The organism is Micromonospora sp. NPDC048169, from assembly GCF_040652815.1.
Taxonomy (GTDB): domain Bacteria; phylum Actinomycetota; class Actinomycetes; order Mycobacteriales; family Micromonosporaceae; genus Micromonospora.
This window is the reverse complement of the sequence record NZ_JBEZMS010000040.1, coordinates 13,408-36,490: the sequence shown is the minus strand read 5'-3', so window position 1 is coordinate 36,490 and position 23,083 is coordinate 13,408. Positions and strand designations below refer to the sequence as shown.

Below are 23,083 nucleotides of genomic sequence, written 5' to 3'. Positions count from 1 at the left end.
AGTCAGCAACCGCAGGAGCCGCCGCAGCAACCACCACCGCTGGGAATCCCACCACTCGGGGCGGCGCCGCCCCGGCCGGTGACAGCCACGGTGGACAGCAGTTTCACCGTGTCGGCGTGGCCCTGCGGGCAGGTGGCCGGCCGTGCGGCCTGCGCCATCGGACGATTGACCTCGAAGGTGTCGCCGCAGGCGCGGCAACGGAACTCGTACCGGGGCATGACCCAAGCGTACGGCCGGGCCTGACGTCGTCACTCCGATGGGTGATACTCGACGGGTGGTGGACGGCGAACGGCGAGCGACGGCCCGGCCCCTGCGACCCGCCGCGCCACCCGACGACGGCACCCGGTCCATCCCGCGTCCACGCCGCGAGCGGAAGCCCCTTCCCCCGGAGCCGCCCGCCGACCCGGCCCGCGACGCGGACGCCGCGGCCGGAACGAGCACGGCGGCCGAAACGGGTGCGGCGGTCGACGCGGGGGCCGGTGCGAAGCCGGGCGAGAAGCCGCAGCCCGAACCACACGCGAAGGCGGACGCCGAGCCCGGGTCGAACGACGAGCGTGAGCAGCCGGCCACCGAAGCGGCGGCCGAGGCCGGGGCCGGGGCGGTAACGGCAGAGGCGGCGGCGAAGGCCGGGACGGCGGCCGAGGCCGGCGGGCGACGACGGCGGATGCCGTTCGCGCACGCTGTCCGGGCGCGTCCCCGGCAGGTCGCTGTCGGCGCGGCCCGGGCCACCCGCGCCTGGTCCCGGCGGCCCGGCGGCCGCACCGCGATGCCCGCGCTGTTCCTGCTCGCGCTGGTCGCCGCCGCCGCCACGGCCGGCGCGGTGGTCGTCCCGGCGGCGGTCGGCCGGCCGGAGCCGGTCGCCGACGCCACGCCGTCGCAGAGCGTGCCGCAGACCGCCGCCGCGCCCGCCACACCACCGTTGCCGGACCTGACCGGGTTGCCCGGCGGCGCCGTACCGACCGGCACGCCAGTGCCCGGCACGCCACTGCCCGGTGCGACCACCGCCCCGGTTCTGCCCGCCGGCCGTCCGGCCGACGCGCTCGCCGGCTGGGCGCAGCGGGTCAGCGCGGTGACCGGCATCCCCGTGGTGGCGCTCCAGGCGTACGCCTACGCCGAGCTGGCGCTCGCCCAGACCAACCGGGGCTGCCAGCTGAGCTGGACCACGCTGGCCGCCATCGGGTACGTCGAGTCGCGCCACGGTGCGGCGAACGGCGCCACGCTGCAAGCCGACGGACGGGCCCTGCCGGAGATCAAGGGGCAGCCGCTGGACGGGCAGGGCGGCCGGTCCCGCATCCTCGACACCGACCAGGGGCTGCTCGACGGCGACCGCGTCTTCGACCGGGCGCTCGGCCCGATGCAGTTCATCCCGACCACCTGGCAGGAGATCGGCGGGGACGCCGACGGCGACGGCGTGAAGAACCCGCACGACATCGACGACGCGGCGCTGGCCGCCGGGCTCTACCTGTGCAAGGGCGGTCGGAACATGACCATCCCGGGCGACTGGTGGAGCGCCATCCTCTCCTACAACGACGTGCGTCGGTACGCCCAGGCGGTCTTCGACAAGGCCGACGAGTACGGCAGGCTCAGCCGCAACGTGAGGTGACGGCTCACGTACATTCGCGGACTGAACCCTTCCCCCCGGCTGCCGTTGGCGGCAAGCTAGACGGGTGATGGTGCGCGAGTGGGATCCCCGGACCGCGTCGTCCGCCGAGATCGCATCCCTGCTGGACACGCTGAACGCGGTCCTGGCGGCCGATCTGCCGCAGGATCCGCCATGGCGGGAGAGCTCCCTGCGGGAGTATCTGTCCGAGGTGATGCCCGGCGAGCGGCGGATCTCGTGGGTCGCGCAGGACGACACCGCGCCGGACGGCACGCCCGGCGCGATCCTCGGGCATGTGCATGTGCTGCTGCTCGGCGGGATCGGCGTGCTGGAGGTGCTGGTGCACCCGGCGATCCGGCGCGGCGGGGTCGGCCGTGAGCTGGTGCGGGTGGCCGCCCGCCGGGTCTGGGACGAGGGCTTCCAGTCGATCGGCGTGGAGGTGGTCGGCGACACCCCGGCCGTGGGGTTCTACGAGTCGCTGGGCTTCACCCGGGACTACGTGGAGACCCGCAGCGTGCTCGACCTGCATTCGGTGGACTGGCCGGCGCTCACCGAGATGGCCGCCGGGCTCGGCGCGGGCTACCGCGTGGAGTTCTGGCCGGGTGGCCCGCCGGACGAGCTGATCGAGGCGTACGCGCGGGCCAAGGCCGAGGTGCGCGACTCCGACGACGTGGAGCTGCGGCCCAGCTCCTACGACCCGGACCGGCTGCGCGACAGCCTCGCCACGCTGCACCGGCGCGGCATGAAGCCGTACATCGTGCTGGCGCTGCACGAGCAGACCGGCGAGGTGGCCGGGTTGACCGAGGTGGTCGTGCCGGCGCAGCACCCGACCCGGGCCGACCAGTACGACACGATTGTCGTCCACGATCACCGCGGCTACGGCATCGACCGGGCCATCAAGGCGCGGATGCTGCTGGAGCTGCGCTCGGCCGAGCCCGAGGTGATCGAGGTGCAGACCTGGAACGCGCAGGACAACGAGTCGATGCTGAAGGTGAACGCCGAGTTGGGCTACCGCCCCGACCGCGACTGGTGCGAATACGGTGTGGACGTCGCCGAGCTGGTGCACCGGCTGGACAGTCATCGCTGATCGTTCATCGGCCGGTCATCGACAGGGCTGGACGGCGCACCCACGAGAGCCTTAACGTTCGTTAGTTCATGTCCACCCATCGTGGAGGCCCCATGCGCCCGCGCCGCACCCTCGCCGCGCTCGCGACCACCGCCGCCGTCACCCTCACGGCGATCGCTGTCGCGCCCACCGCGGCCAGCGCCGCGCCCACCGACCTGTTCATCTCCGAATATGTCGAGGGGTCGTCCAACAACAAGGCCGTCGAGCTGTACAACGGCACCGGCGCACCGATCGACCTGGCCGCCGGCGGCTACCAGCTCCAGCTCTTCTTCAACGGCGCCACCACCTCGACGAACGTGGCCCTGACCGGGACCGTCGCCGCCGGTGACGTGTTCGTCTTCGCCGCCGCGTCGGCCGGCCCGGCGATCCTCGCCCAGGCCGACCAGACGTACTCCGGTTCGCTGTTCAACGGCGACGACGCGATAGTGCTGCGCAAGGGTGACGCGGTGGTCGACTCCCTCGGCCAGGTCGGCGTCGACCCGGGCACCGAGTGGGGCAGCGGGCTGACCAGCACCGCGGACAACACGCTGCGCCGCCTGCCCTCTGTGACCGCCGGCGACACCGACCCGGCGGACCCGTTCGACCCGGCCGCGCAGTGGGCCGGCTTCGCCACCGACACCTTCGACGGGCTGGGCAGCCACACCGTCGGCGGCGGCCCGGCCGACCAGCCACCCACGGTGGCCTGCGGCGGCGCGCTGACGCTGTCGGCGGGTGCCACCGCGACCCGCGAGGTGACCGCTACCGACGCCGACGACACGGTCACCGACCTGGCTGTCACCTCGGTCGTGCCGGTGCCGGCGAGCGGCTCGATCAGCCGTACCGCGTTCACCCCGGCGACCGGGGACGGCGGCACGGCCACCGCGACGCTCACCGCCACCGGCCTGCCGGCCGGCGGCTACGCGGTCACCGTGACCTCCACCGACGACGAGGGCGACACCGCCACCTGCACGCTCACCGTGCAGGCCACGAGCGTGCTGTCGATCGGCGAGGTGCAGGGCCGCACCGCCGACGACGAGGACGGCCGCACCGACCGGTCGCCGCTCGCGCCGGCCAGCGGCAACGGCACCAGCTCCACGCTGTACGACGTACGCGGTGTCATCACCGGCATGTCGCTGACCCGCAGTTCCGCCGGAGCCGACCAGTGGGGCTTCTACCTCCAGAGCCGGCTCGGCACCTCCGACGGCGACCCGCTGACCTCCGACGGCCTGTTCGTCTTCATGGGCTCGTTCACCACGCTGATCGGCGGGTACGCCCCGACCGTCGGTGACGAGGTCGTGCTGCGCGGGCGGGTCTCCGAGTACTTCAACCAGACCCAGCTCTCCGGCGCCTCGCTGGTCCGCAAGCTCGACTCCGGCCTCGACGTGGACACCGTCGTCCGGGTCGACGACGCGATCCCGCCGGCCGAGGCGGCCGCCGCCGACCTGTTCTGGGAGCGGCACGAGGGCGAGCGGATGCGGGTACGCGCCGGCAGCGGCGTCTCCGCGCCCCGGCACATCTACTCCTCCACCGCCGACTCCGAGATCTACGTGCTGGACCGCGAGGACCCGATCATGAAGCGGTCCGACCCGTACGCCCGCCGGGTGTTCCGGGACGCCCACCCGCTCGACGACATCCCCGGCACGCTCTTCGACAACGGCAACAACCAGCGGATCCTGCTGGGCGCCGGTGGCGTGAAGGCGACCGCCGGTGACTCCCGGGCGCTGCTGCCCGAGGCGCGCACCTTCGACACGCTCACCGAGGACGCCTACGGCTCCGTCTCGTACGCGTTCAGCAAGTACAGCGTGCAGCCCGAGCAGCTCACCCTGACCGGTGGCACGGACCCGGCCGGAAACCACCCGCCGCAGCCGGCCGACCGCGGCAGTGAGGTGGCGATCGCCACCTACAACGTGGAGAACCTGTACGACTACCGGGACGACCCGTTCGACGGCTGCGACTTCGCCGGCAACACCGGCTGCCCCGGCGTCAACCCGCCGTTCGACTACGTGCCGGCGAGCCCGGAGGCGTACGCGGCGAAGCTGGCCGTGCAGGCCCGGCAGATCGTCAACTCGCTGCACAGCCCGGATCTGATCCTGGTGCAGGAGGCCGAGGACCAGGACATCTGCTCGGTGGTCGACGGCGCACTGGCCTGCGGCGACGCCGACAACGCCGACGGCGCGCCGGACACGGTGCAGGAGCTCGCGCTGGCCATCGCGGCGAACGGCGGCCCGGCCTACGCCGCCGCGTACGACCGGACCGGCGCGGACGCCCGGGGCATCGCCTCGGCGTTCCTGTACCGCACCGACCGGCTGACGCTCGCCCAGGCGACCGCCACGGACCCGCTGCTGGGCTCCGCCCCGACCGTCCAGTACCGCTCGGCGGCGCTGCCCGCGAACGCCGAGGTGCAGAACCCGAAGGCGTTCAACGCGGTGCTGCCGGCCGACGTGGACCGGTCGACCGGGGTGGACGGCAGCAACGTCTACACCCGCGCCGCGCAGGTGGCCCGGTTCACGGTCAAGGCCGCGCCCGGATCGAGCGAGCGGTTCACGCTCTGGGCGGTCGCCAACCACTTCTCGTCCGGGCCGGACAGCCGGGTCGGGCAGCGCCGCGAACAGGCCGCGTACGGGGCGGCGATCGTGCAGGCGGTCGAGGCGAGCGACCCGGACGCCCGGGTGGTCTACGGCGGGGACCTGAACGTCTTCCCCCGCCCCGACGACCCGATCGCCACCGCACAGAACCCGATCCCGTCGGACCAGCTCGCCCCGCTGTACGAGGCCGGGCTGCACAACCTCTGGGACGACCTGGTGGCGGACGCGCCCGCGTCGGCGTACTCGTACACCTTCAGCGGCCAGGCGCAGACGCTGGACAACCTCTTCGTCAACGACCCGATGCACAAGGACCTGGTGCAGGTACGGACGGCGCACGTCAACGCCGACTACCCCACCGACGCGCCGGAGTTGGGTGACCGGGGCGCGAGCGACCACGACCCGCAGGTGGCCCGGTTCCGGTCGCGCGCCTCGCTGCGGGTTGCGGACACCTCGGTCGTCGAGGGCGACAAGGGCACCCGCGCGATGACGTTCACCGTCACCGTGTCCCGCCCGCTCTCCGAACCGGCCCTGATCTGCGCGGCCACCTACGGCAGCACCGCCCTGGCCGGATCGGACTACGACCCGTACGTGGGCTGCCGGTTGCTGGCCGCCGGCCGGACCTCGCTGGAGTTCCCGGTCACCGTGCGCGGCGACCGCAAACGCGAGGCGGACGAGAAGCTCACGCTGTACGTGACCGGGGTCGCGGGCCTGCGGCTCGTCGATCCGTCCGGCGTCGGGACGATCCTGAACGACGACTGAGCGGTGTTCCGCGCGGCGGCCCGTCGATCCCCTCATGGGCGGATCGGCGGGCCGCCGCGGTATCCGCACCGCTGCGGGTCGGGCGGGGGCGGCACGTTCCGGTACTTGGCCACCCGTACCTCCCACTGGCTGCGGCGGCGCAGCCAGTCCCGGACCTCCCGGTTGCGGTAGAAGGTCTCCGGCGGGCGGGCCAGCCCGTACCGGTCGGCCCACCACTCTCCCGGCTCCGGGTCGGTGACCACGTCGAGGTGGGATGGGTACCGCCGGTCCGCGCCGTCACGCAGGTCGGCCCGGTCACGCATGGGCTTGAGCACCCGGCCGGCCTCGTCGACGACCACGAGCCGGAAGCCGGCCGTGCCCACGATGCGCGACAGCATGGCCAGGCTGGGCGTCAGGTTGCCCGCCTCGATCCGCCCGATCGTGCTGGGATGCACCCGGGCGAACCGGGCCAGCTCGCGTTGACTGGCATCGGCCCGGCGACGTACCGCCCGGACGATCCCCGGTGCCGGAAACGGGACGTCGAACGGCTCGGTGAGCAGCGCCGGCCCGCCGTCTCCCGCCGTAGCGGCGGACGCCCGCGGCTCGCTGTCGGCGATGTCTGTCACGCCGCCCACGGTCCCGTCTCCCCCACCGGCCGGGCAACCCCGCTCCCCGCCCCTGTGGAAAACCCGGGATGCGACGTCCGAACCCGCTCCGGCGCCGACCGTCGCCACACACAGAGGGTAACGCTCACTCAGCGTTAAGCGCGCCACCAAAACGAGCGATCCGGCTGCGGCACAAACAAGACTTGAGCGGACATAATACTCGCGTTCGCCGCCGGAGATAGGACCACTTCACCAGACTTTGCTCTGCAGCCACCGAGGCAGCGCTCACGATTCGTGACGGTTGCGCCCATGGCTGCAGAGCAAAGTCGGCGCGGGGTTGGGTGTCCTGCCGCCCGAAAGAACACGCTCAGTTACCACTTTGGGATGTGGACAGCGGAGACCACAACGAGGGGTGAAACCGGAGAACCGGCGAGGCGAGCCCGCCGCTGCCGCACGTGCCGGCAGCAGAGGGGCGGGCGACGCCGGCCGAGCGGCGGTCAGTAGCGCTGGCGCAGCAACTGGGCGGCCTCGACGGCCCAGTAGGTGAGGATGATCTGGGCGCCGGCCCGCCGGATCGAGGTGAGCGTCTCCAGCATCACCCGCTCCCGGTCGATCCAACCGTTAGCGGCCGCGGCCTCGACCATCGCGTACTCGCCGGAGACCTGGTAGGCGGCGACCGGGACGTTCACGGCGGCCCGGACCGCCGACACCACGTCGAGGTAGGGCAGCGCCGGCTTGACCATCACCATGTCGGCGCCCTCGGCCACGTCCAGCTCGACCTCGCGCAGCGACTCGCGCAGGTTCGCCGGGTCCTGCTGGTAGGTGCGCCGGTCCCCCTCCAGCGCGGACTCCACCGCGTCGCGGAACGGGCCGTAGAAGGCGGAGGCGTACTTCACCGCGTACGCGAGCACCGAGACGTCCTGGTGCCCGGCGGCGTCGAGCGCCTTGCGGACCACGCCGACCTGGCCGTCCATCATCCCGGACGGCCCGACCACGTGGACCCCGGCGGCGGCCTGGGCCACCGCCATGTCGGCGTACGCGGCGAGCGTGGCGTCGTTGTCGACCCCGCCGTCGGGGGTGAGCAGGCCGCAGTGCCCGTGCGAGGTGAACTCGTCCAGGCACAGGTCGCTCATCACCACAGTCGAGTCGCCGACCTCGGCGATCACGTCCCGGATCGCCGTGTTGAGCACGCCGGCCGGGTCGAGGCCACCGGAGCCGGTCTCGTCCCGCGTCGCCGGCACCCCGAACAGCATGATCCCGCCGACCCCGGCCTGGACCGCCTCGGCGGCGGCCTTGCGCAGCGAGTCCCGGGAGTGCTGGAGCACCCCCGGGAGCGACGCGATCGCCCTCGGCTCGGTCAGCCCCTCCTTGACGAACATCGGCACGACCAGCTCGGCCGGGTCGACGCGGGTCTCGGAGACCAGCCGCCGCACGGCCGCGTTGCGGCGCAGCCGGCGGGGCCGGATCTCGGGGTACGGCATGACGGGGCCTCCTGTCAGCGGAACCGCAGGGCGGTCGGGCCCTGCACCTTGGAGCCCCGGCGCTGCTTCGCCGGCATCGCGGCGAGCTTCTCCCGCAACTCGACGGCGTAGGCGGCGAGCGCCTCCACCAGGTCGGGCACCGAGGCGTGCGGCGGCTGCACGTCGACGCGCAGGCCGAACTCGGTGGCGGTCTCCGCAGTCTTGGGCCCGATCACTGCAACAACCGTCCGCGCATGCGGCTTCCCGGCGATACCGACGAGGTTCCGCACGGTGGAGGACGAGGTGAACAGCACCGCGTCGAACCCGCCCGACTTGATCGCGTCGCGGATCTCGGCGGGCGGCGGGGCCGCGCGCACGGTCCGGTACGCGGTCACGTCGTCGACCTCCCAGCCCCGCTCGGTGAGGCCGGCGGCCAGCGTCTCGGTGGCGATGTCGGCGCGCGGCAGCAGCACCCGGCCGACCGGGTCGAGGATCTCGTCGTGCGGCGAGAACTCGGCCAGCAGGCCCTCGGAGGACTGCTCCCCGGAGGGGATCAGCTCCGGCTGGATACCGAAGGCGCGGACCGCCTCGGCGGTGGCGTCACCGATGCAGGCGATCTTCACGCCGCCGAAGTGGCGGGCGTCAAGGCCGTGCTCGGCGAACTTCTCCCACACCGCCCGGACCGCGTTCACCGAGGTGAAGATGACCCAGGCGTAACGGCCGTCGACCAGGCCCTTCACCGCCCGCTCCATCTGCGCGGGGGTACGCGGCGGCTCGACCGCGATGGTCGGCACCTCGCACGGGATCGCCCCGTACGCGCGCAGCCGTGCGCTCATCACGCCGGCCTGCTCCTTGGTGCGGGGCACCAGCACCTTCCAGCCGTACAGCGGGCGGTTCTCCCACCAGCTCAGCTTGTCGCGGTCGGTGACGGCCGCGCCGACGGTGAGCACCACCCGGCCGGTGAAGCCGAGTGCCGCCGCGACGAAGGAGTCGACAGTCGACGTGGTGGTGTACTGCGTCTCGCCGGTGCCGTCGCCGGTCACCCCGACCGCCGTGGTGCCGTCGACCCCGGCGGCCAGCAGGCCGTCCCGGACGGCGGCCAGGTCACCGGCGTCCACGGCGAGCGCCAGCGAACCCCGCCCGACGGCGGTGGCGAGCGCCTCGAAGTCCAGCGCGGTGACGTCCTCGATGTCGGCGGCGGTGCGTACGCCCGGCAGCGGGACACCCGCGTAGGTGGCCACGCCCTCGGCCTGGCCGACGCCCGGCACCACCTCGAAGTGCGCGGCGGTACGGGCGACCGCCTGCACCTCCTTGACCACCGAGTCGTGGCCGAACGGGTCACCGGCGACGAGGTGCACGGCGTTCTGCCCGGACCGGGCCGCGGAGATCAGCACCTTCGCCACGTCCCCCGGTACGCCCTCGGCGGGACTGAACTCGGCGTCGGGCCGGGCCTGGGCGCGGACGTGCGCCAGGAGCGACTCGGGTACGCCCCGGTCGTAGACCACCTGGTCGGCCTCGACCAGGGCGTCCAGCGCCCGGCGGGTCAGCAGGCCCGGGTCGCCGGGACCGGCCCCGACGAATGCGATCTGGCCGACGGGCTTACGGGTGCGGGTCATTCTGTGCTCCCAAGTTGCTGGGTCCTCGGGCCGGCCTGAGCGTCCTGGCCGAGGATCGAGTCGGCGCCGAGTTCGAGGAGTTCGGCGGCGAGTGCCTTGCCGATCTCCGCCGCGTCGGCGGGCGTTCCGGTGCGGGACAGCCGGAGGTCACGCGTACCGTCCGGGCTGATCACCGCACCGCGCAGGTAGATCTCCTGATTCACGTCGCCCTCGTCGGTGGGCTCGCCTTCGGCGAGGACGGCGTACGCGGCCACGGGTGCGCTGCACCCTGCCTCCAGGGTGGCCAGCAGCGCCCGTTCCGCGATGACCGCGGCGCGGGACGGTGCGTGGTCGAGCAACGCGAGCAGCTCGATCACGTCCTGGTCGTCGGCCCGGCACTCGACGGCCAACGCACCCTGGGCGGGCGCGGGCAGCATGAGCATCGGGTCGAGCGTCTCGGTGATGACGTCGGCACGGCCGATCCGGTTGAGCCCGGCGCGGGCCAGCACGACGGCGTCGAGGTCGGCGTCCGGACCGAGCACCCGGGCCACCCGGGTGTCGATGTTGCCCCGGATCGGGGTGACCTCCAACTGCATGCCCAGCGCGTGCAGCTGGGCGATCCGGCGCAGCGCGCCGGTGCCGACGCGGGCACCGGGCGGCAGCTCGGCGAGCGTACGGCCGTTCGTCGCCACCAGCGCGTCGCGCGGGTCCTGCCGGGGCGGCACGGCCGCGACGTGCAGGCCGGGTGCCGCCGCGGTGGGCAGGTCCTTGTACGAGTGGACGGCGAAGTCGATCTCACCGGCGGTCAGCGCGTCGCGCAGCGCGGAGACGAACACTCCGACGCCGAGCCGCTGCACCGGGGCGGTGGACCGGTCGCCGGCGGTCACCACCTCGACCAGCTCGACCGGGCGGCCGGTGGCCGCGGTGAGGGCCTCGGCGACGTGGCCGGACTGGGCCATCGCCAGGGCGCTGCCCCGGGTACCGAGGCGAAGGGGGGCGGTCATCGCGCACCTCCGGTGGGCGGGACGTCGGCGGCGTCGAACGACGGCCGGCCGTCGAGGTCGGTGGTGACCACGTCGGGGACGGTGTCGACCGGGGACGTCTGCGGGACGTCCAGGTCGAACAGTTCGCGCAACAGCGCCGCGTACTGGTCGCCGCCGGGCTCGGCGGCGAGCTGGCGGACCCGTACGGTCGGCTGGTGCAGCAGCCGCTGCACGACCCGGTGCACGGTGCGGGCTACCTCGGCGCGCTGGTCCTCGCTGAGGTCGGGACGGCGCTGGCCGAGCCGGCGCAGCTCGGCGGTGACGACGTCCTCGGCCCGGCCGCGCAGGGCGGCCACCGTCGGCGCGACGTCGGCGCCACGCAGCCAGCTCAGGAACGCCTCGACCTCGCCGGCCACGATCCGGGCCACCTCGGCGGCGTCGGCGGCGGCCGGTCCGTCGGCGAGCACGGCGGCCATCCGGTCGATGTCGATCACCTCGACGCCGGGCAGCTCGGCGACGCCGGGCTCGACGTCGCGCGGGACGGCCAGGTCGAGCAGGACCAGCGGGCCCCGGTCGGCGTCCCGGTGGGCCAGCGCCCGGGTCACCACGTCGCGGGTGAGCACCGGCTCGGTGGCGGCGGTGGCGGCGACCACGACGTCGACGGCGGCGAGCGCGGTGATCAGCTCGGCCATCGGCACGGCGGACGCGCCGTACGACTCGGCGAGCCGGACGGCACGGGCGGCGCCCCGGTTGGTCACGGTGAGCGGGCCGGCGCCCAGCCGGGACAGCGTGGCCACGCCCAGCGAGCCCATCGCACCGGCGCCGACCACCATGGCGGGCCGGCCGGTCAGGTCGCCGTCGAGCAGCTCGGCGGCGAGGTCGAGGGCGGCGGTGACGACGCTCTGCCCGGCCCGGTCGATGTTGGTCTCGGCGTGCGCGCGCTTGCCGACCCGCAGCGCCTGCTGCATCAGCTCGTGCAGCAGCCGGCCGGCGGAGTCGGCGCCACCGGCGGAGTGGTAGGCGTCGCGGAGCTGGCCGAGGATCTGCGCCTCGCCCACCACCATCGAGTCGAGACCGGCGGCCACCCGGAAGACGTGGTCCACCGCCGCGGCGTCGTAGTGCACGTAGAGGTGCGGGGCGAGCGCCGCCGGCTGGCAGCCGGCCTGGTCGGCCAGGACCGCGCAGATGTCGCCGAGCCCGCCGTGGAACCCGGAGACGGCGGCGTAGACCTCCACCCGGTTGCAGGTGGAGACCAGGACGGCCTCGGCGACGTACGGCTGGGCGATCAGGCGGTCCAGCGTGCGGGTGAGATCGGCGGGCGGGACGGCCAGTTGTTCCAGGGTGGCGACCGGGGCGGTGCGGTAGGACGCGCCGACGACGAGCAGTTTCACGTGCCGATCGCCTCCTGGGTCTCGGTTGCCGCGAGTCCGCCGGGCAGGGCGGTGAGGGCGGACCCGCCGGTGGCGGGGAGCGCGGTCAGCGACGCCTTGCGGTGCTCGTGGAAGGACAGGATCTGCAGCTCGATGGCGAGGTCGACCTTGCGCACGTCGACCCCGTCCGGAACCGAGAGTACGCAGGGCGCGAAGTTGAGGATGCTCGTCACGCCGACGGCGACCAACTGGTCGGCGACCGCCTGGGCGGCCGGGGCCGGGGTGGCGATGACGCCGATCGAGATCGACTCCTCGGCGACGATGTCGGGCAGCTCGTCGACGTGCCGTACGACCAGGCCGTTGATCTCCTCGCCGACGCGGGACCGGTCGGCGTCGACCAGCGCGGCGATGCGGAATCCGCGGTTGGCGAAGCCGTCGTAGCCGGCCAGGGCGTGACCGAGGTTACCCACGCCGACGAGCGCGACGGCCCGGCACTGGGTGAGCCCGAGCACAGAGGAGATCTGGTCGATCAGCAGCGCGACGTCGTAGCCGACCCCCCGGGTGCCGTACGAGCCGAGGTGGGACAGGTCCTTGCGGAGCTTCGCGGAGTTGACGCCGGCGGCGTTCGCGAGGCCCTCACTGGACACCGTCTCGTGCCCGGAGTCGGCGAGCGCGTGCAGCGCACGCAGGTATTCCGGGAGCCGGGACACGGTCGCCTCGGGCAGGTCCGGAAGCGCCGGTATGGCACCGGTGCGATCGGGCGCGCCTGGTTGACGGTGCTGGCTCATGAGACTCCGTGCGGTGCGATCCTCGACCAGCGACGGGGGCCGGTCGTTTCGGGACTCCCGCTGGCGACCGAGATTGCCGGCTGTGCTAGCAGGGCGCGTCGGAACTACAGAGTAGGTGTTTGTGAAGGGGTGCACAAATCGCGATCTTGAAAGCTCGCGACGCGCCTTCACCTGCCCCTCCATTCCCGCAAGATCGATCAACCGCGTCCGTCGGCGGCGCGTGGCGATTATTGCTCATTCCAGACTTCTCTGACCAATCGCGCGCGGGTCGTAGCGCTCCGTGACCGGCGCGGCGAGGCGAGTCTCACGTTTTCGAGTAGGGAGAACCCCACCCCGAAGAGGCCCGCGTGCGGGATGGGTCGGCGGGGCACGCGCCCATAGCCTCGAACCATGACCGCCGTACCACTGGCCACCGCGCCCACACCGCTGTCCCCCGTTCACGGGCTCCTGCGCCGCCTCGCCCGCGACTCCACCTACGTACTGGTGGGTTTCCCGCTGGCGATCGTCAGCTTCGTGCTCGCGGTGGTGGGGATCGCACTGAGCGCCGGGCTGCTGGTGACCACGCTCGGACTGCCGATCCTCGCCGGCTTCCTCTACGCGGCCCGGGGACTGGCCGACATCGAGCGGCTCCGGCTGGCCGGGGTGCTGGACCGGCCCCGGGTACGCCCGGTCTACCGCACGCCGGAGCCGGGCGCGCGGTTCTGGCGGCGGGTGTTCACCCCGATCCGGGACGCGCAGTCGTGGCTCGACCTGCTGCACGCGTTCGTCCGGCTGCTGGTGGCGGTGCCCACGTTCGTGCTGCTGGTGGTCTGGTGGGTGCTGGCGCTGGGCGGCACGCTCTACATCACCTACGACTGGGCCATCCCGCGCGGCGTCGACGACCAGGACCTGAGCCAGCTCCTCGGGATGGGTGACGGCGCGGGGGCGCGGATCACGCTGAACACCGCTATCGGGCTGTTCGCCCTGTTCACGCTTCCGCTGGTGGCGCGCGGCTGCGCCCGGCTCCAGGCCGGGCTGGCGTACTCGCTGCTCACCGGCGTGGCCGAGATGCGGCAGCGGATCATCACGCTGGAGGAGCAGAAGCGGGCCGCCGCCTCGGCCGAGGCGGTCGCGCTGCGCCGCCTGGAACGCGACATCCACGACGGCCCGCAGCAGCGGCTGGTCCGGCTCGCCATGGACCTCGGCCGGGCCCGCCACCAGCTCGCCGCCGACCCGGAGGCGGCCCGGCAGACGCTCGACGAGGCGGTCGCGCAGACCCGGGAGACGCTCGACGAGCTGCGCGCCCTGTCCCGGGGCATCGCGCCGCCGATCCTGGTCGACCGGGGCCTGCCCAGCGCGCTCGCCGCGCTCGCCGCCCGCGCCCTGGTGCCCACCGAGCTGACCGTGGACGACGACCTGGGCACCGCCGCCGGGCGGCTCGACCCGGGGCTGGAGAGCACCGCGTACTTCGTGGTGGCCGAGGCCCTGACGAACGTCTCGAAGCACAGCCGGGCGACCGCCTGCCGGGTGGAGGTCACCCGGAAGGTGGGCCGGCTGGAGATCACCGTCGCCGACGACGGCGCGGGCGGCGCGCACCTCGCCAAGGGGCACGGGCTCAGCGGCATCGCCGACCGGGTCCGGGCGGCGGGCGGCACGCTGGCGGTGGAGAGCCCGGCCGGCGGCCCGACCCGGATCCACGCCGAACTGCCGAGGTGAGCCGGGTCGCCGCGCGTGACGCGGCGCGCGCCCGGCATCCGGGCCGCCGGGCGGGTGCCGGGTCGGGGCGTGATAGACACCGGACCCATGCGGGTGGTGATCGCGGACGACGCCGTACTGCTCCGGGAGGGGCTGGTCCGGCTGCTGACCGAGTACGGGCACGAGGTGGTGGCGGCCGTCGGTGACGGTGTCGCGCTGGTCGAGGCGGTAGTGGCGCACCGGCCCGACGTCTCGGTGGTGGACGTGCGGATGCCGCCGTCACACACGGACGAGGGGCTGCGCGCCGCGGTGGAGGCCCGCCGCCGGGTGCCGGGTACGCCGATCCTGGTGCTGTCCCAGTACGTCGAGGTGTCGTACGCCGACGACCTGCTGGACACCGCGGGCGGGACCGGCGGCGGGATCGGCTACCTGCTCAAGGACCGGGTCGCCGCGATCGACGAGTTCCTGGACGGCCTGGCCCGGGTGGCCGCCGGCGGCACGGTGCTCGACCCGGAGGTGATCAGCCAGTTGCTGGTCCGGCGGCGGCGCGACGACCCGCTGGGATCGCTGACCCCGCGCGAGCGCGAGGTGCTGGCGCTGATGGCCGAGGGCCGCTCGAACACCGCCATCGCGCGGACGCTCGTGGTGAGTGACGGCGCGGTCGAGAAGCACGTCCGCAACATCTTCACCAAGCTCGACCTGCCCCCGGACGCGACCACCCACCACCGCCGCGTCCTGGCCGTCCTGGCCCACCTGCGCGCCTGACCGGGCCGGTCAGGCCAGCGTGCGGGCCAGTGTCACCGCGTCGGTGAGCGTGTCGGCGGCCGGGTGGCCGCTGTCGCGCAGCCGGTCCGGGTCGGAGAGGCCGCCGGTGTAGAGGACGCAGCGGGCGCCGACAGAGGCGGCCGCGTCGGCGTCGTCGAGCGAGTCACCGATCAGCACCACCTCGTGCCCGCCCAGCCCCAGCTCGGCCAGGTGCTTCTCCAGCCACTCGGCCTTGTGCCCGCCGCCGACAGTGGCGCGCAGCCCGTCCACCCGGCGGAAGTGCGGGGTCAGCCCGTACGTGTGCACGGTCGGCACCAGCTCGTCGTGGAACCACATGGACAGCAGGGACTGGCTGCCCTCCCACGCCTCGATCGCGGCGGTGGCGTCGGCGGCCAGGGCGCAGGTGGTGAGCCCGGCCCGGTACGCGTCGTGGAAGACCCGGTCCAGCGTCCCGAACGACTCGGCGTCCACGGCCCGGCCGAGCATCTCGGCGTAGTAGTCGGCGATCGGCCGCCGGAACCGCACCCGGTGCTCGGCCGCGGTGACCGCCGGCCCGCCGGCGCTGGCGAAGGCGACGTTGGTGGCCCGGACCACCAGGTCGAGGTCGTCGAGGAGCGTTCCGTTCCAGTCCCACACGAGGTGGCGTCGCATACCCGTCACCCGAGCACTCTAAGGCTAGAGCTGCGGCGTGGTCAGATCGCGCAGCAGCCGGTCCTCCTCGACCCGCCAGTAGCCGTGCTCCTTGCCGTCGAGCAGCACCACCGGCAGCCGGTCGCCGTAGTCGCGCTCCATCTCCAGGTCGCCGGTGACGTCCCGCTCCACCCAGCGGTCGCCGGTGACCGCCACCACCCGGTCGAGCGCGGCCTTCGCGTCGTCGCACAGGTGGCAGCCGGGCCGGGTGATCAGGATGAGCCTCGGGTCACTGGACATCGGTTACCTCCGTGCGGATCTCGGTCGGCGGCGCCGGCGACGGGACGCGGGCGCCGGGCGCGGCTCGGCCTTGCGCGCCTTCCCGGTCGCCGGGTGCGGCGGGCTGCCGACGAACTCGACTGCGGTCGGGCACTCGAACCGGGCCAGGTTACGCGCGCGGCGGGCGCGCCGTGTCCGCCGGGCCATGCCGGACACGCCCGCCGGGTCCCCCGCACGGGACTGCAATTGCCGTAGCGTGGGATTCCCTGCCACGGGACGAGGATCTCCACAGGTGTCCGGCGGACAGCCCGAGATGAGCCCACCGCACCACCCCCGCGACACGCCGAGCGAAAAGAAAATCGGCTCCGACCAGGACTTTCCACTGCGGACCAGGTTCCGGCGCGAAAGTCAACCACGCGCGACGGACAACCGGTCCGCCATGTGTGCGACCTGGCGGGAAATACTTCCGCTCTGTGTAACGGACTTGCCACGCGTGGGTGACGTTGGCCCTATCATCACTCGGGTCGGCTCACCCCATTTGCCGTGAGTCGACACCCCTCAGCCCGAGGAGGCCCCCGTGCCGTTGAGCGCATTGGACCAGCACCTCAAGGGGATCTGCCGCGCGTCGGCACGTCCCGACCCGGCCGTGCCCGACCGGGTGCCACCCGGTCCTCCGGCGCCACCATGGCCCGCGGCACGGTCACTGTCCGCTCGGACCGGGGAGGCGCGGTGACCACCTTCGGGTACGCCGAACGACCATCCGGTGTCACCGGCCCGGCCCAGCGCAACCCGCTCAACGAGCGCGCCGACCCCGGCCCCCGGGGCGCCGACGGCCAGCTCGCGGTCCGCGGCGAGGGCTGGCGGGCACGCAGCCGCACGCACCACACGAACGAGGCGCCACCGAGACCCGCGGCGCCCGGCGGCAACGCGAAGCCCGCGACCGGCCGCCTGGGCAGCCCGACCCGCCCGGCCATGCCCGCCCAGGCGCGACGCGGCGACGCGGCGACCGGGAGTGAGCCGTCCGCCGCCGAGACCGCGATCCTGCCGGCGGTGACCACAGGCGACACCGCCGTCCTGCCGGCCGTGCCGGCCGCCGCGCCCACCACCGGCTTCCCCAGCCGCCCCGACCCGTCCGACCCGGCGACCGAGGTGTGGACGCTCGTCGAGCGCGCGCAGGCGGGCGAGTCCGAGGCGTTCGGGCTGATCTACGACAGGTACGTGGACACCGTCTTCCGGTTCGTCTACTTCCGGGTCGGCAACCGCCAGCTCGCCGAGGACCTCACCTCCGACACGTTCCTGCGGGCGCTCAAGCGGATCGGCAGCTTCACCTGGCAGGGGCGCGACCTCGGCGCCTGGCTGGTCACCATCGCCCGCAACCTGGTCGCCGACCACTTCAAGTCCGGGCGCTACCGGCTGGAGGTCACCACCGGTGACGTCCTGGACGCCGACCGGGAGGACCGCGGGCCGGAGGGCAGCCCGGAGGCCGCGGTGGTGGAGCACATCACCAACGTCGCCCTGCTCACCGCCGTCAAGCAGCTCAACCCGGAGCAGCAGGAGTGCATCGTGCTGCGTTTCCTCCAGGGCTTCTCGGTGGCCGAGACGGCCCGCGCCATGGGCAAGAACGAGGGCGCCATCAAGGCCCTCCAGTACCGGGCGGTCCGGGCGCTGGCCCGGCTGCTGCCCGACGGTTTCCACTCCTGACCTGTCGTACCCTCCCGGCGCACGGACGCCGGGCGGTGTCGCATGCCCGACGTGCCCGCTCGCCCCTCACTCCCGGTGATTTCTTCCGCCGTCCCGGCCGTAACCGGCGACCGGCGCGGTCCGTTTCTCCGGGTGCGACCAGTGGTTGTCCCGGCGTCCCCCGGGCCACCCGGTCCGGCGGGTCAGGTCGGCCGTCCCGGTCGGCCCTGGGCCACACGCTGCCACCGGTCGCTGGTGACGACGACGGCCGTCCGGCCGTGACCAGCGAGAGGGGGTGCCGCGGTGGACAGCGACCTCTTCTCCCGTCGGCGAGCCGAGCGCTTCGCGCAACTCCTCGACGAGGCCAACGGCGGGCGCCGGCACCACGTCCGGTCCAGGGCGGACGACGAACTCGCCGCGCTCGTCGAGGTGAGCCGCCGGCTCACCGCAGACCGGCCCGACGTCGAGGTGGACGCCGAGTTCCGTACCGGCCTGCGGGCGATGCTCGTGGCCACCGCCGAGCGCGAGGGCGTCGGTGCCCCGGCCAAGACCGCCACCACCGGGGTACGCGGCACGCTGCTGCCCGCCATCACCGGCCGCCGGGCGCGGGCCCGGGGAGCGATCCTGGTCGGCGTGGCCGCCGGGGCGATAGCCCTCTCCGGCATCTCCGCCGCGAGCGAGAACGCGCTGCCCGGCGACGCCCTGTACGGCATGAAGCGCTCCACCGAACGCGCCCAGCTCGCGCTCGCCAGCTCGGACATCGGCCGTGGGCAGCTCTTCCTCGACTTCGCCCGCACCCGGCTCGACGAGGCCGCCTCGGTGCGCGACGACCGGGTCGGCTTCAGTGCCGTCCTCGACGACATGGACGCGGACACCCGCCAGGGCGTACGCCTGCTGACCACTGTCGCCGCGCAGCGCTCCGACCCGACGGCGCTGGACGCGGTGGACACCTTCCTGGCCGGCCAGCGCCGGGTCGTCAGCGGCCTGCTCGACCGGCCCGACCACGCCGACCGCGAGCGCACCCGCCGCTCCCTGGCACTGCTCGACGCGGCGGGCAAGCGCGCGGACGCGCTCCGCGAGGCGATCGCCTGCGGGCTGCCCGCACCGCGGGCCAGCGACACGCTCGGGCCCGCTCCGGCCACCTGCCCGGCCGACCGCTGAGCGGCGGACGCCTATCGCGCCACACTTCTCCCGGCGGGCACCCGGCCGCCACACGGTGCCGGATACGCTCGACGAGGAGGGCGCACGCCGTCGTCGAGGCAGGGAGGTCACCGTGGCCGGAAGCCGGAAGGTGACCGTCAGCACCGACGCGCACGGGCACACCGCGGGCTGGTCGGAGACCCCGTCGGCACCGGCGACCACAGTCACGCCGGACCCGACCGCCGCCGCGTTCTTCGACGTCGACAACACGATGATGCAGGGCGCCTCGATCTACTGGTTCGCCCGCGGGCTGGCCGCCCGGAAGTACTTCACCACCGGTGACCTGGCCCGGTTCGCCTGGCAGCAGGCGCGGTTCCGGCTGCTCGCCACCGAGCACGCGGGCGACATGTCGCAGGCCAAGGAGGCGGCGCTCGCCTTCGTCCAGGGCTGGCGGGTGGACGACATCGAACGCCTCGCCGACGAGATCTTCGACGAGCTGATGGCGCCGCGCATCTGGGCCGGCACGCGCCGCCTGGCCCAGCGTCACCTCGACGCGGGCGAGCGGGTCTGGCTGGTCAGCGCCGCCCCGGTGGAGATCGGCCGGGTGATCGCGGCCCGGCTCGGCCTGACCGGCGCGATCGGCACGGTGGCCGAGGTGGTCGACGGCGCGTACACCGGGCGGCTGGTCGGCGACCTGATGCACGGGCCGGCGAAGGCCGAGGCGGTCACCCAGCTCGCCGCCGTGGAAGGGCTGGACCTGACCCGGTGCGCGGCCTACAGCGACTCGGCGAACGACCTGCCGATGCTCTCCGCCGTCGGCCGTGCGGTGGCGGTCAACCCCGACCCGGCGCTGCTGCGGCAGGCCCGCGAGCGGGGCTGGGACGTGCGCGACTTCCGCACCGGGCGGCGGGCCGCACGCATCGCCGTCCCCTCCACCGCGGCGGCCGGGCTGCTCGCCGGAGCGGTCACCGCCGGCCTGGCGCTGCACCGGCGCCGCCACCGCGACGCCTGAACCGGCTCAGGGGCCGAACGGGTCCGGCCGACGTTCGAGCAGCTTGTGCAGCGTCTGCTGGATCGTCTCCCGCACCTGGTCGGCGAGGTTGAACACCACAAGCGGGTCGTCGGCGGCGTCCCGCAGGTGCGCGGTCGGGATCGGCGGGCAGAACTCGATCAGCCACTTGCTCGGCAGCGGCACCATGCCCAGCGGCCCCAGCCAGGGGAACGTCGGCGTGACCGGGAAGTACGGCAGTTTGAGCAGCCGGGCCAGCGGCTTGATGTCGGCCAGCATCGGATAGATCTCCTCGCCGCCCACTATCGCCACCGGCACGATCGGCGTGCCGGTGCGCAGCGCGGCGGAGACGAACCCGCCCCGGCCGAAGCGCTGGAGCTTGTAGCGGTCGGCGTAGAGCTTGCCGACGCCCTTGAAGCCCTCCGGGAACACGCCCACCAGTTCGCCGTTGCCGAGCAGCCGCTCCGCGTCCGGGTTGCACGCGACGGTGCCGCCGGTCTTGCGCGCTATCTCCGAGACGACGGGCATCCGGAAGACCAGGTCGGCGCCGAGCAGCCGCAGGTAGCGGTGCGCCGGGTGCCGGTCGTGCAGTGCGGTGGAGAGGATCAGCGCGTCGAGCGCCACAGTGCCGGAGTGGTTGCCGACGACCAGGCCGGCGCCGTCGGCGGGCACGTGCTCGAGGCCGGTGACCTCGGTGCGGAACCAGTCCCGGTAGAGCAGCCGGACCAGCGGGTGGACCACCGCGTCGGTCAGGTCGGGGTCGAAGCCGAACTCGTCCACCTCGTAGTCGCCGGCCAGCCGCCGCCGCAGGAACGCCAGCCCCTTGGCCACCCGGCGGTCCCACTGGTCCCCCGGCCGGTCGGCCACCGCCGGCCCCGACGGCGCGGCGTCGGTCGACGCCTCGTCCGCGGGTGCCTGCGGCGCGACGGCCTTCTTCGCCACGGCCTTCTTGGCGACCGTCTTCTTCGCCACAGTCTTCTTCGCGGCCTGGTGCGGCGTGGCCGGGCCCGGAACGCCCGCGCCGGCGGCGACGCCCGGCTCGTCGGCGGAGGTGTCCGGCTCGTCCGGCGGCGCCGCCGGGCGGGCGGACGGCGCGGTCACCCGCCGGTGCCCGTTGCGCCGCGCCGGCTCCGCGCCCGGATCCGGCAACTCCAGCGGTACGTCGTAGCGCGCGTCACGCCGCTCGTCGGGGCTGCTCACGAACGCTCCCGTACGGTCGACCGGACCTGCCTGATGCTCTCCAGCACCAACTGCTCGGCGGCGGCCAACTGGTCGCGGGTGACCACGACGCCGCCGTGGTGGGCGCGGATGAAGTCCTCGAACGCGGCGGCGGTCGAGCGGGGCGTGAAGCCGTACTCCCGCTCCAGTCGGCTGGTGTCCACCACCCGACCGTGCACGAAGAGATCCACCTGGTCCAAGCCGTACCGGCCGAAGCCCAGACTGCGGGCCACCGCGGCGACCCCGGCCAGCCCCGGTTCCAGGACCGGCACCGCCACCCGACCGGCCCGGCGGATCGCCTGCGACAGCGACAGCACCCCCGGCCCGGCCACGTTGTAGGTGCCCGGGTGGTCCTCGGCGACGGACCGGTGCAGCACCTCCAGCGCGTCGTCGAAGTGCACGAACTGCAGGCGCGGGTCGCGGCCGAAGACGGTGGGCACCACGGGCTGGGAGAAGTAGCGGGTGAGCGTGGTGTCGGCGGCGTACCCGATGAACGGCGCGAACCGCAGCACCGTCGCGGTGACGTCGGGACGGCGGCGGCGGAACCCGCGGACGTACCCCTCGATGTCGAGTATGTCGCGGCCGAAACCGCCGCGCGGCACCTCGCGCGGCTCGGTCTCCTCGGTGAAGACGGCCGGATCCCGGAACGACACCCCGTACGCGGCGGTGGACGAGCGGACCACGAGCTTGCGCAGCCGGGGCGCGCGCTGCGCGGCGGCGAGCAGCTGCATGGTGCCGATGACGTTCTGTTCCTTCATCCCCGCCCGGCCGCCCTGCTGCGGGTCGGGGGCGCTGACCAGCGCCAGGTGCACCACCGTGTCGACGTCGAGGTCGAGCAGGAGGCCACCGAGCGAGTCGAGGTCCAGGCGGATCCGCTCGACGTCGGAGAGCAGGTCGGCCAGCTCGGGGTTGGGCGGCGCCGGGTCGACGCCGATGACGCGCTCGATCCGCTCGTCGGCGGCGAGCCGGGCGGCCACGTGGGCGCCGAGCCAGCGACCGACCCCGGTCACGACGACGACCCCCGGGGCACCGGAGGTGTCACCGGGGGTCATGTCGAGCGCCTAGCGCGGCAGGCGGGATCGAGCCGGGACGTCCACGGCCTGATCACCTGAGCCTCCGAGGGTCGACAGTTGGCAAGTGGTGCCGGGTGCCGGGCCGGAGCCCGGCCCGGTCACTTGCCGAGACGGCGACGCTGGACGCGGGTCTTGCGCAGCAGCTTGCGGTGCTTCTTCTTAGCCATGCGCTTGCGGCGCTTCTTGACCACCGAGCCCATACGACAGCCTTTCGATGCAACGTGCGGGGCGGACCGGAGAACACCACCGCGAGGTGGCATCCTGACCGCTTGCGGACAACGGACCGGACCAGCGTGGTGGGCAGGGCACACCAGAGGGCGATCACGGTCGTGGTCCAGCCTAACCGGAGTGCGTCAGCAGGACCAACGCGCCCCCGTCGATGCCCCTTTCGTCGCACTCGGGCGGACCGGGCGCCGAGGGCTCAGGCGGACTCCTGGAAGGCGCCCCTGAGGTATTCGTGCACGGCGTGCTCGGGCACCCGGAACGACCGGCCAACCCGCACCGCGGTCAGCTCACCGCTGTGCACGAGACGGTAGACGGTCATCTTGGAGACCCGCATGACCGTCGCCACCTCGGCGACGGTCAGGAACCTGACATCCGACAGTCGTGCGTCGGACTGCGACCCGGCCATGGCTCACCGACCCATTCCCGTGCCCGGCGCGTGTCACCGGGCAGGTGCTTCCGCCTCGACGAGCGACGCGCGTGTTACCAGTACGGTAGCGGGACGGCTGTGACCTGCGCGATCCCTTCCACCCTTTGATCATGGCGGGACAGCCGTTCACCCGA

General features: G+C 73.7%; 21 protein-coding genes. 8 read left to right on the top strand and 13 right to left on the bottom strand.

Going from position 1 to position 23,083, the window contains the following annotated elements:
- Window positions 1-2: 2 nt before the first annotated feature.
- Complete coding sequence (locus tag AB0D28_RS25575; RefSeq protein ID WP_357389725.1) at window positions 3-218, bottom strand: zinc ribbon domain-containing protein; 216 nt, start codon at window positions 216-218, stop codon at window positions 3-5.
- A 38-nt stretch (window positions 219-256) separates the two neighbouring features.
- Here AB0D28_RS25575 and AB0D28_RS25570 point away from each other — a divergent pair, with 38 nt between their 5' ends.
- The 3 genes from AB0D28_RS25570 (at window position 257) to AB0D28_RS25560 (ending at window position 6,049) form a co-directional block, all read left to right on the top strand.
- Entirely contained in the window at window positions 257-1,603 is a 1,347-nt protein-coding gene (locus AB0D28_RS25570) for a murein transglycosylase (protein WP_357389723.1), read from the top strand.
- A 67-nt stretch (window positions 1,604-1,670) separates the two neighbouring features.
- Window positions 1,671-2,687, top strand: coding sequence for a GNAT family N-acetyltransferase (locus tag AB0D28_RS25565; protein ID WP_357389739.1), 1,017 nt, complete (start codon window positions 1,671-1,673; stop codon window positions 2,685-2,687).
- A gap of 92 nt (window positions 2,688-2,779) precedes the next feature.
- The gene (locus AB0D28_RS25560) at window positions 2,780-6,049 is read left to right on the top strand and encodes a lamin tail domain-containing protein (protein ID WP_357389721.1); all 3,270 of its coding nucleotides are present in this window, start codon (window positions 2,780-2,782) and stop codon (window positions 6,047-6,049) included.
- Between the two features lie 32 nt (window positions 6,050-6,081).
- On the opposite strand, the gene AB0D28_RS25555 is transcribed toward AB0D28_RS25560, so the two are convergent.
- The 6 genes from AB0D28_RS25555 to AB0D28_RS25530 form a co-directional block, all read right to left on the bottom strand.
- Window positions 6,082-6,654: a helix-turn-helix transcriptional regulator gene (locus tag AB0D28_RS25555; protein ID WP_357389719.1), complete on the bottom strand. Its 573-nt coding sequence runs from the start codon at window positions 6,652-6,654 to the stop codon at window positions 6,082-6,084.
- 476 nt (window positions 6,655-7,130) lie between these two features.
- Window positions 7,131-8,114 (bottom strand): porphobilinogen synthase, encoded by a 984-nt coding sequence (gene hemB, locus AB0D28_RS25550; RefSeq protein WP_357389717.1) that lies wholly within the window; start codon window positions 8,112-8,114, stop codon window positions 7,131-7,133.
- 14 nt (window positions 8,115-8,128) lie between these two features.
- A complete protein-coding gene (locus AB0D28_RS25545; protein ID WP_357389715.1) occupies window positions 8,129-9,709 on the bottom strand; it encodes a uroporphyrinogen-III synthase in 1,581 nt (526 codons plus the stop codon).
- Window positions 9,706-10,692 carry a hydroxymethylbilane synthase gene (gene hemC, locus AB0D28_RS25540; RefSeq protein ID WP_357389712.1) on the bottom strand — a complete coding sequence of 329 codons (987 nt, stop codon included), beginning with the start codon at window positions 10,690-10,692 and terminating at the stop codon, window positions 9,706-9,708. Before hemC ends, AB0D28_RS25545 begins: the two co-directional genes overlap by 4 nt.
- Window positions 10,689-12,062, bottom strand: a complete 1,374-nt coding sequence (locus tag AB0D28_RS25535) for a glutamyl-tRNA reductase (protein WP_357389710.1) — start codon at window positions 12,060-12,062, stop codon at window positions 10,689-10,691. Before AB0D28_RS25535 ends, hemC begins: the two co-directional genes overlap by 4 nt.
- Entirely contained in the window at window positions 12,059-12,829 is a 771-nt protein-coding gene (locus AB0D28_RS25530; protein WP_357389708.1) for a redox-sensing transcriptional repressor Rex, read from the bottom strand. The genes AB0D28_RS25535 and AB0D28_RS25530 overlap by 4 nt, the downstream gene beginning before the upstream one ends.
- 390 nt (window positions 12,830-13,219) lie before the next feature.
- On the opposite strand from AB0D28_RS25530, the gene AB0D28_RS25525 reads away from it, so the two are divergent.
- A complete protein-coding gene (locus AB0D28_RS25525) occupies window positions 13,220-14,524 on the top strand; it encodes a sensor histidine kinase (RefSeq protein ID WP_357389706.1) in 1,305 nt (434 codons plus the stop codon).
- An 87-nt stretch (window positions 14,525-14,611) separates the two neighbouring features.
- Window positions 14,612-15,268, top strand: coding sequence for a response regulator transcription factor (locus tag AB0D28_RS25520; protein WP_357389704.1), 657 nt, complete (start codon window positions 14,612-14,614; stop codon window positions 15,266-15,268).
- A 9-nt stretch (window positions 15,269-15,277) separates the two neighbouring features.
- Here AB0D28_RS25520 and AB0D28_RS25515 read toward each other — a convergent pair whose 3' ends face one another.
- The gene (locus AB0D28_RS25515; protein WP_357389737.1) at window positions 15,278-15,919 is read right to left on the bottom strand and encodes an HAD hydrolase-like protein; all 642 of its coding nucleotides are present in this window, start codon (window positions 15,917-15,919) and stop codon (window positions 15,278-15,280) included.
- A gap of 24 nt (window positions 15,920-15,943) precedes the next feature.
- On the bottom strand, window positions 15,944-16,198 hold the full coding sequence (locus AB0D28_RS25510) for a glutaredoxin family protein (RefSeq protein ID WP_013288752.1): 255 nt from the start codon (window positions 16,196-16,198) through the stop codon (window positions 15,944-15,946).
- Between the two features lie 708 nt (window positions 16,199-16,906).
- On the opposite strand from AB0D28_RS25510, the gene AB0D28_RS25505 reads away from it, so the two are divergent.
- From AB0D28_RS25505 to AB0D28_RS25495, 3 genes are all read left to right on the top strand, one after another.
- Window positions 16,907-17,878, top strand: a complete 972-nt coding sequence (locus AB0D28_RS25505) for an ECF subfamily RNA polymerase sigma factor, BldN family (protein WP_357389702.1) — start codon at window positions 16,907-16,909, stop codon at window positions 17,876-17,878.
- A gap of 282 nt (window positions 17,879-18,160) precedes the next feature.
- Window positions 18,161-19,018 carry a DUF5667 domain-containing protein gene (locus AB0D28_RS25500; protein ID WP_357389700.1) on the top strand — a complete coding sequence of 286 codons (858 nt, stop codon included), beginning with the start codon at window positions 18,161-18,163 and terminating at the stop codon, window positions 19,016-19,018.
- Window positions 19,019-19,130: 112 nt separating this feature from the next.
- Window positions 19,131-20,009: an HAD-IB family hydrolase gene (locus tag AB0D28_RS25495; RefSeq protein WP_357389698.1), complete on the top strand. Its 879-nt coding sequence runs from the start codon at window positions 19,131-19,133 to the stop codon at window positions 20,007-20,009.
- A gap of 6 nt (window positions 20,010-20,015) precedes the next feature.
- On the opposite strand, the gene AB0D28_RS25490 is transcribed toward AB0D28_RS25495, so the two are convergent.
- From AB0D28_RS25490 to AB0D28_RS25475, 4 genes are all read right to left on the bottom strand, one after another.
- Entirely contained in the window at window positions 20,016-20,873 is an 858-nt protein-coding gene (locus AB0D28_RS25490) for a lysophospholipid acyltransferase family protein (RefSeq protein ID WP_357389735.1), read from the bottom strand.
- 329 nt (window positions 20,874-21,202) lie between these two features.
- Window positions 21,203-22,276 (bottom strand): NAD-dependent epimerase/dehydratase family protein, encoded by a 1,074-nt coding sequence (locus AB0D28_RS25485; RefSeq protein ID WP_357389696.1) that lies wholly within the window; start codon window positions 22,274-22,276, stop codon window positions 21,203-21,205.
- Window positions 22,277-22,395: 119 nt separating this feature from the next.
- Entirely contained in the window at window positions 22,396-22,497 is a 102-nt protein-coding gene (locus AB0D28_RS25480; RefSeq protein ID WP_007465623.1) for an AURKAIP1/COX24 domain-containing protein, read from the bottom strand.
- A gap of 221 nt (window positions 22,498-22,718) precedes the next feature.
- Window positions 22,719-22,928, bottom strand: a complete 210-nt coding sequence (locus tag AB0D28_RS25475; protein ID WP_013288759.1) for a helix-turn-helix domain-containing protein — start codon at window positions 22,926-22,928, stop codon at window positions 22,719-22,721.
- Window positions 22,929-23,083 lie beyond the last annotated feature (155 nt).

Coding starts and splice junctions, on each gene's coding strand:
- AB0D28_RS25520 (WP_357389704.1), top strand. CDS start 14,612: ATGCGGGTGGTGATCGCGGACGACGCCGTACTGCTCCGGGAGGGGCTG.
- AB0D28_RS25525 (WP_357389706.1), top strand. CDS start 13,220: ATGACCGCCGTACCACTGGCCACCGCGCCCACACCGCTGTCCCCCGTT.
- AB0D28_RS25575 (WP_357389725.1), bottom strand. CDS start 218: ATGCCCCGGTACGAGTTCCGTTGCCGCGCCTGCGGCGACACCTTCGAG.
- AB0D28_RS25475 (WP_013288759.1), bottom strand. CDS start 22,928: ATGGCCGGGTCGCAGTCCGACGCACGACTGTCGGATGTCAGGTTCCTG.
- AB0D28_RS25530 (WP_357389708.1), bottom strand. CDS start 12,829: ATGAGCCAGCACCGTCAACCAGGCGCGCCCGATCGCACCGGTGCCATA.
- AB0D28_RS25510 (WP_013288752.1), bottom strand. CDS start 16,198: ATGTCCAGTGACCCGAGGCTCATCCTGATCACCCGGCCCGGCTGCCAC.
- hemC (WP_357389712.1), bottom strand. CDS start 10,692: ATGACCGCCCCCCTTCGCCTCGGTACCCGGGGCAGCGCCCTGGCGATG.
- AB0D28_RS25485 (WP_357389696.1), bottom strand. CDS start 22,276: ATGACCCCCGGTGACACCTCCGGTGCCCCGGGGGTCGTCGTCGTGACC.
- AB0D28_RS25565 (WP_357389739.1), top strand. CDS start 1,671: ATGGTGCGCGAGTGGGATCCCCGGACCGCGTCGTCCGCCGAGATCGCA.
- AB0D28_RS25480 (WP_007465623.1), bottom strand. CDS start 22,497: ATGGGCTCGGTGGTCAAGAAGCGCCGCAAGCGCATGGCTAAGAAGAAG.
- AB0D28_RS25560 (WP_357389721.1), top strand. CDS start 2,780: ATGCGCCCGCGCCGCACCCTCGCCGCGCTCGCGACCACCGCCGCCGTC.
- AB0D28_RS25545 (WP_357389715.1), bottom strand. CDS start 9,709: ATGACCCGCACCCGTAAGCCCGTCGGCCAGATCGCATTCGTCGGGGCC.
- AB0D28_RS25515 (WP_357389737.1), bottom strand. CDS start 15,919: ATGCGACGCCACCTCGTGTGGGACTGGAACGGAACGCTCCTCGACGAC.
- AB0D28_RS25570 (WP_357389723.1), top strand. CDS start 257: ATGGGTGATACTCGACGGGTGGTGGACGGCGAACGGCGAGCGACGGCC.
- hemB (WP_357389717.1), bottom strand. CDS start 8,114: ATGCCGTACCCCGAGATCCGGCCCCGCCGGCTGCGCCGCAACGCGGCC.